The organism is Desulfosporosinus sp. FKB, assembly GCF_002196705.1.
GTDB lineage: Bacteria > Bacillota > Desulfitobacteriia > Desulfitobacteriales > Desulfitobacteriaceae > Desulfosporosinus.
On record NZ_NADJ01000011.1, the window covers coordinates 97,096 to 111,782 of the forward strand.

At 39.2% G+C, this 14,687-nt stretch carries 10 protein-coding genes; 1 reads left to right on the forward strand and 9 read right to left on the reverse strand.

Translation table 11 applies throughout. The features are described 5' to 3' along the window. The first annotated feature begins 196 nt into the window (after positions 1 to 196). Positions 197 to 1,462, forward strand: a complete 1,266-nt coding sequence (locus B5Y67_RS02585; protein ID WP_088225028.1) for an aminopeptidase — start codon at positions 197 to 199, stop codon at positions 1,460 to 1,462. Positions 1,463 to 1,470: 8 nt separating this feature from the next. On the opposite strand, the gene B5Y67_RS02590 is transcribed toward B5Y67_RS02585, so the two are convergent. The 9 genes from B5Y67_RS02590 to B5Y67_RS02630 form a co-directional block, all read right to left on the reverse strand. Next, positions 1,471 to 2,910: a sigma 54-interacting transcriptional regulator gene (locus B5Y67_RS02590; RefSeq protein WP_088225004.1), complete on the reverse strand. Its 1,440-nt coding sequence runs from the start codon at positions 2,908 to 2,910 to the stop codon at positions 1,471 to 1,473. A 364-nt stretch (positions 2,911 to 3,274) separates the two neighbouring features. Further along, positions 3,275 to 4,468 (reverse strand): thiolase family protein, encoded by a 1,194-nt coding sequence (locus B5Y67_RS02595; RefSeq protein WP_088225005.1) that lies wholly within the window; start codon positions 4,466 to 4,468, stop codon positions 3,275 to 3,277. A 93-nt stretch (positions 4,469 to 4,561) separates the two neighbouring features. Then, positions 4,562 to 5,344, reverse strand: coding sequence for an enoyl-CoA hydratase (locus B5Y67_RS02600; protein ID WP_088225006.1), 783 nt, complete (start codon positions 5,342 to 5,344; stop codon positions 4,562 to 4,564). Between the two features lie 25 nt (positions 5,345 to 5,369). Then, positions 5,370 to 6,227, reverse strand: a complete 858-nt coding sequence (locus tag B5Y67_RS02605) for a 3-hydroxyacyl-CoA dehydrogenase family protein (protein WP_088225007.1) — start codon at positions 6,225 to 6,227, stop codon at positions 5,370 to 5,372. A gap of 616 nt (positions 6,228 to 6,843) precedes the next feature. Continuing rightward, positions 6,844 to 8,598, reverse strand: a complete 1,755-nt coding sequence (locus B5Y67_RS02610) for an acyl-CoA dehydrogenase family protein (RefSeq protein WP_088225008.1) — start codon at positions 8,596 to 8,598, stop codon at positions 6,844 to 6,846. Between the two features lie 111 nt (positions 8,599 to 8,709). After that, a complete protein-coding gene (locus tag B5Y67_RS02615) occupies positions 8,710 to 10,053 on the reverse strand; it encodes an MFS transporter (protein WP_088225009.1) in 1,344 nt (447 codons plus the stop codon). Between the two features lie 40 nt (positions 10,054 to 10,093). Further along, a complete protein-coding gene (locus tag B5Y67_RS02620; protein ID WP_088225010.1) occupies positions 10,094 to 11,377 on the reverse strand; it encodes a CoA transferase in 1,284 nt (427 codons plus the stop codon). Positions 11,378 to 11,885: 508 nt separating this feature from the next. Then, entirely contained in the window at positions 11,886 to 13,493 is a 1,608-nt protein-coding gene (locus B5Y67_RS02625; RefSeq protein ID WP_088225011.1) for a sigma-54-dependent Fis family transcriptional regulator, read from the reverse strand. Positions 13,494 to 14,060: 567 nt separating this feature from the next. After that, positions 14,061 to 14,681 carry a hypothetical protein gene (locus B5Y67_RS02630; protein WP_088225012.1) on the reverse strand — a complete coding sequence of 207 codons (621 nt, stop codon included), beginning with the start codon at positions 14,679 to 14,681 and terminating at the stop codon, positions 14,061 to 14,063. Positions 14,682 to 14,687: the final 6 nt, after the last annotated feature.

Here is a 14,687-nt window from a genome sequence, read left to right on the forward strand (position 1 = left end):
CTTGAAGATGTTTATATGATCTATAGAGAATTCTTCAGAAAATATATGTTATAATTTAACAAGTCTTTGTGAGCTAGTGAATAAATACCTCAATCTCAAAAGATCTTTCGATTATGTGTACCTTGATTTTAGCATATATTAAATGCTGATGAAGAAATAATTCATGAAGCTAATTTCGGTAGAAAGGAATGTTATCATGGCTGATAGTTTAGAAAAATACGCGTTACTTATTGTAAAAACCGGCTTAAATCTCCAGCCGAATCAGACTCTCGTTGTTATGTCTCCTATTGAATGTGCATCATTTGCCCGCTTAATTGCCCAGACAGCTTTCCAAGAAGGGGCAAGAGATGTCATAATTCAATGGAGAGACGAACTCTTTTCAAAAATTCGTTTTCTCAACGCCCCTGAAGAAATATTCGATGAATTCCCTGAATGGCAGAAAAGTTTTTATCTCTCTTATGTTCATCAGGGATCTGCTTTCTTAACTATTTCTGCTTCTGACCCCGAACTTATGCAAGATGTCAGCCCTGAACGCATGATGAAAGCCCAAAAATCAAGCAGTATGGCTTTAAAAGAATACCGCGAGCATCTTATGAGCAATCAAAATGTTTGGAGTATCGTTTCTATTCCCACCGCGGCCTGGGCTAAAAAAGTTTTTCCAGATCTACAACCTGAAGAAGCACTAAACAAACTATGGGAAACTATTTTCATGACAGTACGAGTTGATACGGAAAATCCGATTATGGCATGGAATAACCATAAAACCAACCTCAAAAAGAGACTGGATTTTCTCAATAACTATGCGTTTAAATCACTCCACTACAGGAATTCTTTGGGCACAGATTTAACCATTTCGCTCTCCCAAAAACACCAATGGCTTGGCGGTTCAGACTTCACACCTGAAGGCATTGAATTTATTGCCAACATGCCTACAGAAGAAGTGTTTACATTGCCTGATCGAAATGGAGTTAATGGCACCGTCATTAGTTCAAAGCCCTTAAATTACAATGGAAATTTGATCGAACATTTTTCCTTTACATTTAAGGATGGGAGAATCGTTGGCTTCTCTGCGAAGAAAGGGTACGACACGCTGAAAAATCTCATTGCAACAGATGAGGGTTCTCATTATTTAGGCGAAGTTGCTTTAGTTCCTTTTGATTCTCCTATCTCAAATTCAAATATCCTGTTTTACAATACGCTTTTTGATGAAAACGCATCTTGTCATTTAGCTATAGGTAAAGCCTATCCTGTATGTATTAAGAATAGTGAATCAATGGATGCAAAAGAATTACAAGGGTTAGGAGTTAATGATTCGTTAATACACGTTGACTTCATGATTGGTACAAATGATTTAGAGATAATCGGAGAAACATGGGATGGAAGAGAAATCTCAGTCTTTCAAAAAGGAAATTTCGCCTTCAAATCCTCATCTTATAAGAGCGGCTTGTTGGGCTGCCCATAATATTTCACTTATTTGTTATTCTTTTTTCGATACAAAATAGAACGATGAATTCCTAACTTCTGGGCAGCTTCACCAACACGTCCGCCGCATTCTGCTAAAACTTGGTTTATATATTCTTCTTCTACTGCCTTGATAACATCTTTTAAGGTTCCTTGATATATTCGATTCTTGGCCGGCATATCATTATCCATGAATGATTCAGATCGTGTTAAGCTGTTGATGAAAAAATCTTTCTCGAAATTCAAGATATCGCCGGCCGATGTTATGAACAATCGCTCAATAACATTGCGTAATTCTCGTACATTTCCTGGCCAATTATAACTATATAGTGCCTGTGTCGCATTTTTGGACAGTATTTTATGCAAAGTATATTTTTTATTTAAATCAGCCAAAAATTTATTGGCTAAAGCCAAAATATCCTCTGGCCTTTCTTTAAGAGGCGGCAAATTTATAGGTATTACATTTAAGCGATAATATAGATCACTTCTAAATAGCCTTTGATTGATCATAGTTTTTAAATCTCGATTAGTAGCAGCAATAAATCGAACATTGGCTTGATATGTACTTGTATCACCTAATCTTTTGGCCTCTCCTGATTCTAAAACTCTCAGCATTTTTGATTGCATCGAGAGAGGTAATTCAGCAATTTCATCTAAAAACAAAGTACCGCTATTCGCTATTTCGAACAATCCCGGCTTTCCCTGAGGGTTTGCTCCTGAAAATGCCCCGCGAACATAGCCAAAAAACTCCGATTCCAGCAATTCATGGGGAATAGCTGCACAGTTCACGGGAATAAATGTTTCTTTAGAGCGGAGACTATTCCTATGGATGTGTCTTGCCATAACCTCCTTGCCTGTCCCCGTCTCACCAATAAGCATTACAGTACTATCTGTTTTAGCGATAAAATTGCTGCTCTTCAAAATCTGCAGCATCTGCTTGCTTTCAGCCACAATTTCTTTATTCTCCATATCGGAATCACTAAGGTATTTAGCAGCAGTTTTATAGAGATGAGCTGTAGTTCTTTCTCTTTCTAAGGCTTCTATATATTGATTAACGACATCAATGTCTCGAGCATTTGTTATAACCATGACAATTTCATCGGATTCATTCATCAATGGTTTGCTCGTCACCATTTGTTGTTCACCTTGATGGTTTCTAACAATTCCCGACACAATCGAACGAGTTTTAATAGCCTGCATGGTTGGAGACCAATCGTAGACTCCACTTTTAACAAAATTTCTAACATTCTTTCCTATTAATTGATCCGTAGTTAATCCCATAAATTTACCGGTCCCTTTATTCACTAAAAGTACATTACCAAATCTATCGGTAACAAAGATTGAGTCATAAGAGTTATCGAGTATCTGTTGCAAAAAATGCTGGCCAACAGACTTTTTTAAGTCTTTAATAGATTCCTGTTGATTTGTTTTATGATTTTCTGAGACCATATTATCACCTTCTCTTAATTGATATCTAAGATGAAAGAGAATTTGGTCGAAAAAAGAAAAGAGAGATACTATTCTTAACTACAAGTACATTAAGTACAAAAATTATAGTACTAATCTATTAAATGTATATTAAATATTCTGAATTTTATATCATTTACCGTTACCATTAGTTCGCCATGCTTCCTTTAATAACCTTCTATTCTTTATATGTGAAAAACTTCTATCCTCTATCTGAATAAGCTCATCATAGAACTTAAAAATAAAATAGAACCAATCATAAATTAATTCTTACGTTGGTTCTACTTTAAATCCTATACCTCAACATACTTGCAATAGTTAAACGGTTCCTTGGTATTCATCAGCATTAAAAGACTTTAATGACAAGGGCTGCGCCAGTATCGCCTGCTGCACATCCTGCAAATAGACCATACCCGCCTCCGATAATAGTCAATTCTTCAACCATCTCCATGATCGCTCGACCGGCGGTAGGTCCTTGAGGATGCCCGTAAATCAGTGAACATCCATAATTATTGATGTTCATAACATCTATTCCCATTTCATTGGCCATATAAAGATCATTTGCTGTAAAGGGACTGTGAGTTTTGATGGCTTTAACATCCTTAATGGATATTCCGGCCTTATCTAAGGCCATTTTGGCGGCCGGAACAGGAGCCATAGCCATATGAGCTTTTTCAGCACGAGCAAAACCATATGACAGTACCTGAATTTGAATAGCGTTGTCAGTACTCAGATTTAGAGCTTTTTCCTGGCTTGTTACTATAACTCCACAGTTTCCATCTGCGGGGTAGGTCTGAGCTCCATAAGATAGGACTCCTCCGGGAATGACAGGTTTCAATTTCGTTAACCCCTCTAGTGTTGTGGGAGTTACACCTTCATCGCCTTCCAGAACTCCGGTTTTCTTTTTCGTGATCTTGAATTCAACGGGAACCATGTATCGTTTTTGGAACTCGCGATTATTAGCTAAAGCATCCTGGTACTGTTCATATCGTCGCATCGTAACTCTATCAATGTCTTCTTTGCTGATTCTGCCGGCTTTTTTAACAACGTTTTCTGCAGTCTGGATCATGGCCACACCGCCCCAAGGATCTTGCGCAAAATTATCCATCATCCAACTTTCTGATATGACCTCACCACCAGGCCCCTGGGGATTGGGCCAGATTGTGAAAGGTCCATTGGAACAACGATCCGTGAGTAAACAAAAGGCCGTATCATATAGGCCGGTCTCAATCGATGCAGCGGCATGATTAATGGACGTCGTAGATGTTGAACAAGCCTGGGGAATGTGTACACCAGGAATATCCGGTGCGCCCATGAGTGCTGCTGCCCATGGAGCTGCATAGAAAGAGTGCAATTGTCCGATTGTTTTACCAAAAACAAGATATTCGAAAATTTTTGGATCAATTTTTCGTGTTTCAAACCATTTCTTAGCTGTCGAGGCAGCTAACTCAATGGAATTTTCATTCTGAAGACTACCTTGCCAACGGGCAAAGGGAGTACTATAGTAACCGCCATATGGGATAAAGACTTTGGTATACATTCAATAAACCTCCCTATATAAATCAAATAATTAGCCATAAATTATTTTGTGGAATCATTCTTTCGGCCAAATCTTGACTTTAGGTTAAGCATTTCAACAATTCTTAAAGACTGCCGGCCGTTTGTTAATAAAAGCTTTTATGCCCTCATGGAGATCTTTGGTATGGAAGACTTTTTCCACATATTGCATTTCCATTTCCATTGCATCCGGCAGAGAAAGCTCGATTCCCTTATTAACCAGATGCTTGGCATAGGATATTGCCACACCTGCTCCTTTGGCTAATTGTTTGGCAAGCTTTAAAGCCTCTTCTAAAGCCTTGCCCTGAGGTACGATTTGATTGATTAAACCAATCTGCAATGCTTCTTCTGCTGAAAGAACTTTACCCGTAAACAACAATTCTTTTGCTTTGGCTTGCCCAACTAACCTTGCTAATCTTTGAGTCCCGCCGAGCCCGGGAATTAGACCCAGAGTCACTTCCGGCAAACCAATTTTTGCTTTTTCATCAGCAATTCTCAAATCACAGGCTAAAGCTAATTCACATCCCCCGCCTAATGCCAGACCATTTAAGGCCGCAATAACTGGCAATGGCGATTCTTCAAGAAAAGCAAACATTTCTTTATAGATCGTTGCATTTCCTCTCGGACCACTTTCCATTTGTTGAGGAAAATCTTTAATATCCGCCCCGGCGACAAAACACTTTGGTCCTGAACCCGTGATTACAATAGCCCTTAATTCCTGATTTCCTTCAACGGCTTTTAGAATCTTCTTTAGCTGTGACCTGACCGCCAACGTAAGAGCGTTAACTGGGGGATTGTTAATAGCAATAACACCCACATCATCTGTGATTGTAAGTTCAACAACATTGTTCTCAGCCATAAATACTTCCTCCTGATTTAGTAGGTTATTTATCATAGTCAAACCAGCCGCCGCCGGTTTTCTTACCCAGCCGTCCGGCGCGAACCAAAGATTTTATAGTCTGAGGAGGATTCCACTTCATATCTTTAGATTCGTTAAATAAGTAATCTCCCACATGTACGGAAATTTCAACACCGGTAAAGTCCATAAGTTCGAAGGGACCCATTGGATAGTTCAAGCCCAATTTTACGGCTGTATCAATATCTGCCGGAGAAGCAATTCCTTCTTCAACGATTCGAATGGCCTCAAGGAACTGTGGCATCATGATACGATTGACAATAAAGCCCGGGGTATCCTTCTTTACGACAACCGGAGTTTTACCCATAGCCAAAGCCGCATCGGAAGCTAATTTTACCGTCTCATCGCTGGTATAATAGCCTCGAATAACTTCTACCAAGCGCATGATCAAAGGAGGATTGAAGAAGTGCATGCCAACGACTTTTTCAGGTCGGGAGGTTGCCGAAGCCAAGGTGGTTATTGACATGGAGGACGTATTGGAGCCAAAGATGGTTTGCGGTGGGCAAATCTTATCGAGTTTGGCAAAAGCGCTCTTTTTAACCTCTAAATCCTCAAATATAGCTTCAATGACAAGATCAACGGTGGCTAGATCTTCCATATTGGTAGTCAAAGTTATGCGCTGCAGTACTTCCTCTTTTTCTTGCACGGTCATTTTCTGTTTGGCTATGCTTTTATCAAGAAAACCGGATATTCGCTTAACGGCACCTTCAACAAATCTCTGTTCAACATCACAGAGTACAATTTTAAAACCTTGAACAGCGGCTAAATGAGCAATTCCGCCCCCCATTGATCCGGAACCTAAAACCCCAATTGTTTTTATTGACATCACACTTACCTCCTTATTCTGATAAAGCTTTAATAACTTTTTAATGTTTACAGGTGTTTGTTTTAAACTTGGTTCGACGCCTCCTTTCGAAATTAAGTAATTTGTACTTTCTCATTCGCCTTAGCCTAAATGCCTTCTTTCATCTTGTAAGAACACATTGTCGTTACGCTGAAATGTATATAATGCAATTCCCATGCCAAAATACCTTAGGAGCATTATCCCAGTTTTGCTGCAAAACAGAGACAGTGAAGCCGTTCAGCTAAAGCTTTACATCGGGTCTTCCCACTTGTAGAAGTGGGAGTCTTACGATTGGATAAAGCCTTGTTAAATAAGTACCTTGTAAAAAATCTTTCCTATCCTTGTAAAAAAAATTTCCACTGAATTATGAAAGACAACTCGGCTAGTCCTCGAAGACACTGTTTTCGCACTGTTAGCCTCCGGGAAAACGGCGGTGGTTCCGTATGTCTGCATGCAGGTCTGATAGCAAAAATAAGCCTTCCGAAGGATTCTCTTTATCCTCGGAAGGCTATTGAAACTTTATAAATTAGTGAAACAAATACGAGGTAATGTTATAGCAAAATTCATTGAGAATTTATACCCAAAGATGTAATCGGATTCAAACGGTATATTTGCTGTTCTCTGAAATAGCGCCGGCAATTTCTTGTCTTAAGGAGATCGTATTTTGAATTCTATAATTTGTTAACCGCTGCAAATTTGCCAACTGGTTCTCTAAGTCCTTTCCACAAACTAGGGCTGTTAAAATTTCTCTGGCAGCTTGTTCGATACATCCGATACTGGAGTTAATATAAGCTATAGCCATCTTAAACTTCAGCTTTGCCTGCTCTTCGCCTTCATTAAGCAATGATTTTTGTGCCCGAAGCCATGCACTTTCAAGAGCGAAAATCCGGATTGCAATATCCGCCAATCTTCCTAATAGTTCTTGCTGTTTCTGAAGATCTTTTCCATACTTCTCAAGTGCATTGCCAAAGGTCAACAAAAAGATATCCTTTGCTGACTGTACTTTTCCCGCTTCCCCTTCTCTGACTATACATCCCGCTTCAATTTTTTTTCTGAGCTCATCAACCTCTTCTTGAAGAGGTAAATCTCCCTTCACAGCACGACGAAATAGAGTTGTAGGTATTAAAACTCTATTTATTTCATTAGTTCCTTCAAAAATCCGATAAATCCGTGCATCTCGGTAAAGTCTTTCAATGGGATATTCAGAACTAAATCCATATCCTCCGTGAATTTGTACTCCTTCATCAACAACAAAGGCCAAAGCTTCCGTAGCAAAAACCTTATTCATAGAACATTCTAAAGCATATTCTTCAATACCCTTCGCAGCAATCTGTCCTCCGTTTTCACCTGAAGTGTCTAAACTATTCATCATGTTTTCCAGAAGACCGCCTGTTCGATAAACCATGCTTTCTGTCACGTAAATTCTAATGGCCATCTCAGCCAATTTCTCTTTAATAAGGCCAAAATTAGCGATTGCGGTTCCGAATTGCTTACGTTCATTAGCATATGAGGCCGCTAATTCAAGGGCATACTTGGCATTACCCACAGAATTTGCTGCAAGTTTGTAGCGGCCTAAGTTTAAAATATTAAATGCTACCACATGCCCCCGGCCTATTTCGAATAGTAAATTCTCTGCTGGCACATGAACATCTTCAAAGATTACAGATCTAGTCGAAGATCCTTTTATGCCCATTTTCTTTTCTTCAGGTCCCGTGGATAAGCCATGGGAATCTGCGTCTACAATAAATGCTGAAAACTTATCTCCATCAATTTTAGCGTAAACAACAAATATATCAGCCATCGCTGAATTTGTTATAAACTGCTTCGTTCCATTAAGAATGTAATACTTGCCGTCGGAACTTAAATCTGCCCTCGTTTTAGCCGACATTGCATCCGATCCTGCTTCGGGCTCTGTCAAAGCATACGCTCCTATGATATCGCCGGCAGCGATACCCGGTAAATACTTTTTCTTTTGTTCATGAGTACCAAACATTACAATAGGCATACTTCCGATCCCCGTCTGACCGCCTTGGGTCATAGCGAATGAACCAGATCGGCCCATACACTCGGCGATAATGGTAGTACTTATTTTGTCCATCTCGAAACCACCATAGTCTTCCGAAATATCGGCACCATTTAATCCTAACTCTCCGGCTGCCTTGAGCAGTTCTCTATTGAGTCCCTCTTTTTCAGCTTCCAATTCATCCATTCTGGCTAAAACGCTGTCTGTAACGAAGCCGGCCGCCGTTCTGTAAATCATTTTGTGTTCTAATGTAAAATCTTCAGGGGTAAAGATAGCTTGGGGATTGGTTTGCTCGAAAAGAAAACTTCCTCCTTTAGGCAATTGGTTCATTAAACTCACTCTCCCTATTTCTTTCGATTATTAATCCATTAACTTGTATTCAGTTTTGGTATTGAAGCAAACTTTAGAGATTTATCAAGTGTATCTTTTTATCTTCAAGGATTAAGCCTTTATACCGGCTATATTTTCGATACTTTTTCCTCTTGTCTCTGCAATAAAAAATAGAGCTATGAAAGCGGCAATGACTGCAGGAACAGCAAAAAAGATAAAAATCCCCCTGAAACCAACTCCTAATTGCTGCACATATCCTGCAGCGATGGGACCGAAAAAACCGCCGACTCGGCCAAACGCTTGGGCCCATGATACACCGGTTGTTCTAAATTCAGTTGGATATCCTTCCGCAAGGAGTGGTTGAGTGCCACTGAGCCCCCAATTCATTGCCAAGCCTACCAGCATTCCGCAAATTACAACTTGCCATTGATTTAAAGCAATACCGAGCAAGAGAATTGCGGCAGCTGTAAAAACCCAGCCGAAAATCACGTTGATTCTTCGACCAATCTTATCAGCTGCGTACCCTGTACAAATACCGCCAATCATCCCAAAAACATTTTGTAAAACAGCGAAGGAATAACCTTTCACCAAGCCATACCCTTTACCAACAAGAAGTGTGGGCAGCCAACCATTAATTCCATAAATAACGACAGAGCCCATAAAATATATAATCCAGAGAGCTATCGTTGTCTTGCGATAATCCGCTGAAAAAACAGCACTTACACCGACTGTGGACGGAGGAGATGGGATCACTAAACTTCCCGGAACATATTTCCCCGCCTGGCCTCTAGCTGTAATTTCCATGTGCATTATTTCTTGTAAGGCATCAATTTCTCTCCCTTTTCCTAGAAGCCAATGTGATGATTCAGGAAGTACAAAGAGCAATATAAAGGCGTAAATAATTGGAATACCTCCGACCAAATAACAAACACGCCACCCATAGGCTGGAACAATATATATGGCTGCTATACCAGCCACAACCCAGCCCAAAACATAGAAAGACATAATCGATGAAGTAAAATATCCTCTATTCTTAGTCGGTGAACTCTCAGACAACATGGTCACGGCAACGGGTATAATCGCCCCAAAACCAATACCACTTAAAATTCTGAGTAGAGCAAAGGCCTCAAAACTATGGACAAAATAAATAGGAAACGTTAAGAGGGAGAATAGCAGGCAAAAGAATGCAAGTGTCTTTTTTCTGCCTATCCGGTCGGAAATAACTCCAGCAATAATTCCTCCAATCATCAAGCCTATAAGACTCCACGAAGCAAGGCTTCCGGTTTGCACCTTTGATAAGCTCCATTCTTTCGTCATTTGAGGCATTGTATAAGAAACGACCATATAATCAAATCCACAAAAAAGCAGGGCAAAACCTATTAAAAAATAAATTTTAAATGTATATTTTGACAAACCTATGCCATCAATGATTTGGGATATGGATATTTTATCCATTATCTTACCTCCCCGATATTAATTGAAGTAATGGCATCTACTAGATAATGCCTTTTTCTTTAAAAACAGCGATTTCACTCTCACTATAACCGAGAAGGGTGTGGAGAATCTTATCTGTATCCTGTCCTATCTTCGGTGCCCCACGCCAAACCTGAGCGGGAGTTTCGCTCATTTTGGGACAAAAGCCAAAGGCTTTCACATTTTCTTCCAAGGTCTCATCGAAGTACTGAATGAAATTGCCTCTCTTCTGATAATGTTCGCTAGCAGCAAGTTCAGCCGAGGTTCTCACGATTCCACAGGGCACCTTTAAACTGAGCAAATATTCCTTAGCCTTTTCAGCATCTCTTGCCGCCACCCATTCTGTTGCAATCTGATTTAACTCCAGGCCTAACTCTGAATTAATCGCCTCAACAGACCCCCCTGCTGCTTCATGAGAATATTTATTCAAGTCGAGTCCCAGAGCCTTAACAAATCGCCCATAAACTGCTGGTCCATAGGCACCAATGTATAAATACTTATTATCTTTAGTTTTGAAGAGGTTGCCCGGTTGAAAAATAGCTACCTTATTTCCTTTCCGTTCTCTAATTCGACCTAAAAGAAAATATTGCACAAAGGTATCATTGAGGACTTTGCTCATCGCTTCGATCTGAGCAACGTCAACAGCTTGCCCCTGACCCGTTTTTTGAGCGTGAATATAAGCCATGAGAATTCCATTAGCCGCAAACATAGCTGTTAAATAGTCATTAATAAACGTTGCCGCATGTGATGGGGGCGATGGTTCTGGAAAACCATTAACAAACATATAGCCCCCTTCCGCTTGACCAATCGGATCATAGGAAGGTCGATCACACTCCGAAAGAATGCCCCCAAACTGGGGCCTGCCAAAGCCGCTTATATGAGCAATGACTAACTTTGGGTTAACTTCCAAGAGTATCTTTTCTGTTATTCCCAGCTTCTCTGTCCAGACCATATTTTCTACCCAGACATCACAGTTCTTAATTAAAGAGAGAAAAATCTCCCGGCTTTCTGGTATTTTGAGGTTAATCTCAAGTGTCAAACTTAGTTTATTTCTGGCTTCCTGGATCCACCCAGCACTGACCCGCTTATCACCACGCTTAATAACAGGAGCCTGTTCCCGATAGGGATCACCTGCCTTTGGCCTCTCGATATGAATAACCTCAGCCCCGTATTCCCCAAGCAATGATGCGCAAAAAGGTGCCGCCACAATACTTCCTGTCATTAACACTCTCATACCTGTTAGTGGTCCATAGGTTGGCACAAGAGCCGGCGCAGGAATTCGCTCAATTTCTTTCCATCGTTCCATGGTCTTTTCCCCTTTCCATTAATTAATTTCAACATGAGTAAGAATAAGGATCATAAAACACGTTTGATATGCTAGGAGATATCTATTTTGAAATATTCTGACTATTTTAAATTTGCAATTCTCATGCCATCTTTAAAACAAATCTCTCTCCTCCCTGAAGAAGCTTATTTGAAGATATTTTCAAAGAATAGAATTTTAAAGTCCATTACCTGTTGGCAAAATATTTTTCTGGAAATGTAAAAATTTTTTCCGTATCCAATATAAAAGGTTTAGCCAGCGCTCGAAGACATTTAAACCGCACCTTTACCCCCTGACAAAAGCGGCAGATTAGTCGCACTAATGCAAGAGGAAAAAATTTACGGCCAAATGGGATTACTTTTCTATAGTAAAAAAAAAATTAGCATCTAAAATCATGCTAATCGCAGTTGACCTAATGTAGTAAGATTATTAGGCTAGGGTTAATAGGTACTAAGTTAAGAGACAATTAGATTATAATAAGTTCCTACGCTTAATTATAATTTAACATCTTCGAAAGAGTTGGGCGGCTAATTCCGAGTTTCAGTGCTAATTCACTATTGCTTAATTTTGCTGTAGCTCTCATTCTGCGAACAATTTCTGTATTCATTTCCGCTAAGGTACTAATACAAACACTTATTTTATCCTTATTTCCATCCTTCGAATCAGCGGAAAAATTATTTTCAATAAATTCTTCGTCAATAAGTTCAAGCATAATAGTTGATGCATCCTTTTCATTATTTGCTAATACCACACATCTTTCTACTAAATTTTGAAGCTGTCTGCTGTTCCCAGGCCAATCCAAATTGGATAGTCTTTTGAGGACGTATGCTGGCAAAGAATAGACTGTTTTGGAGTACTTTTTAGAAAATTTCCTCACAAACAAAATTACTTGATCCGGAATATCCTCCCTTCTCTCACGCAGAGGCGGTAAAACAACTTTCAAGACACTTAAACGAAAATACAAATCTTCCCTAAATGTTCCTTTCCTGACTGATTCTGTTAAATCTTCATTAGATGCTGCAATGATTCGAACATCCACTGAAACCACTCGGTCGCTGCCTATGCGCCGAACTTCTTTTTCCTGAAGTACTCTCAATAAGTTACCTTGCTGTTCAAATTTCATTTTCCCAATCTCATCGAGGAATAGAGTTCCGCCATTCGCCAGTTCAAACAAACCAGGTTTGCCCCCTTTTATTGCACCAGTAAAAGAACCTTCCGCATAACCAAAAAGTTCACTTTTAAATAAATTATCATCGAATGATGCGCAATTTACTGCAACAAATGGTTCTTTACGCCTCACATAATGTTCATTATGAATACTCTGAGCCAACAATTCTTTACCAGTACCACTCTCTCCCCGGATTAGTATTGTGCAGTCTGTATTTGAATATTTCTTCGTTTTCTCAATAATAGCAGCCATTTTACGGTTCACATAGATAATATCGTTGAACGTATATTTTGCTCTGAATCCTTTTGCCAATAACTCTCTTTTATGCTTAGGTTCCTGAACTTTACTGTATAATCTAGCTTCCAGAAAATCTCTAGCTTGAGTTAAAGCGTTTTTAATGGTTTTTTTTCCGGCAGATACGGAGACGTAAATTAACCCAAATCGTTTCACTAAGTTTTTGATTCTCTCTCCAACGCCCAATATTACTTGAATCCCATCTTTACGTGCTTCTGCCATTTGATTTTCTAGTTCCATCCAGCTTTTGTAGACGTAAATTTTAACGTTAAGGCCAAGAACATAACTAAGTTGTCTTACGACGGTGGGGTCCTCAGTTCCGGCAATAAATAAACCTATTTTCTCTCCCGTTGCTTTTGCCTTATCAAGAGCCAGAACTATCTCATACTCCGTGGGATGAATACTAATCATTTGCATGAAAGGTAATTCTTGTCGTAATAATTCCAATGTCGCCCCTCCGCTTAATATTACTTTGATGCGATCAGGATCATTTGATATAATATCTTTGATTAAACTTACAGCAGATTCGAAAGAAGTCTCTATAATTGAAACAAACATATTCAGTTCACTTTGAACTTGTTCAATAATTTTCGTCGCTTCTTTATCCGGTGAAGTTACAACAATCTCTGTAAGCATGATATCCCCCCAGCGCTAATCCAAGTGAATAAAACTCTAAAAAGGGTAAATAATTCAGAACTAACCATGTTCCATAACACTATCCTCCTTTACAGTTAAATCATTTTACTTTTAATACAAGCAAAATTTATACCAAGACAGACACCAATAAATTACTATTTTGAATTGTCTGAATTTACCCATTATTAGGCAATTACGGTTATATCCACTTCCTTTTATACCTCTAACTCACGAATGTTGCTCAGATTTTTATCAAAATAGTTGCGCTAGCAATACAATTTGGTGCTATTTAAGCGACATTGTTTCAATTGTGCAACTAAAATTCAAGACTTTTTAACCCTTATCAATTATTGATGGTCAATTCTCTGCTCTATGTCAACCCAATTATCTATCTGTTTATCAAAAAACCATGCCCCGTCTAACTCCTGCAAAAAGAGGCGTTTAAAGACTTAACTCTAAAAATCCAAAGTGGGTGCAAATAGTCAAAGGCGTTCTCAGTATAATGAGAACGCCTTTATTTAATGATTTGGCAAGGGACAATCCCCGTGGCGATTAGCAAACACTCTTTTATTTTATCCAGATATCAAGATTATCCTTATATTCGATAATTTTCTCTGCTATTTTTACCCCAACATACTGAAAATAGCTCTCGCCGAAGTAATTTTGATTCTCAACAAACTTTACACCCGCATTGACTCTGTGGAGCAAAGGTATGCGGTTGGTTTTATTTATATCAAAATTCTTAATTCCTTTGCCAAATTCTTCGCCTAAAATAGCATTTCCCCAATAGACTGGTCCCTTCTCCGGCTTAATTTTAAAGACCCGTCGCAGAAATTCATAGGGAAAGGCACCAAAGGTAATAATAATTTTCGGTTTATAGTCTAAGACGATTTCCCTGAACATCTCAATTTCTTCGCCGACTTCAACGCCCCACCAGTTTAAAGTATTGGGAACGATACCACTATCAGTTACTGCGTTCCTAATATATAGGTTTGTTGTATCAATTCTCGTTTGGATTTCCCGATAAACTTTATCTTGCATTTCGGCAAGAACCGGTGTCCATATTTGATGGCGAACTGCAGGATATTTGGGATTTACCAATAACCAAATTGGATAATTTTTATCTCCTGTATCTCTCTTAGCCTTTTCAGTTTGAGATATATAGTTATGGCGTATGAGATTTGACATTTTGAC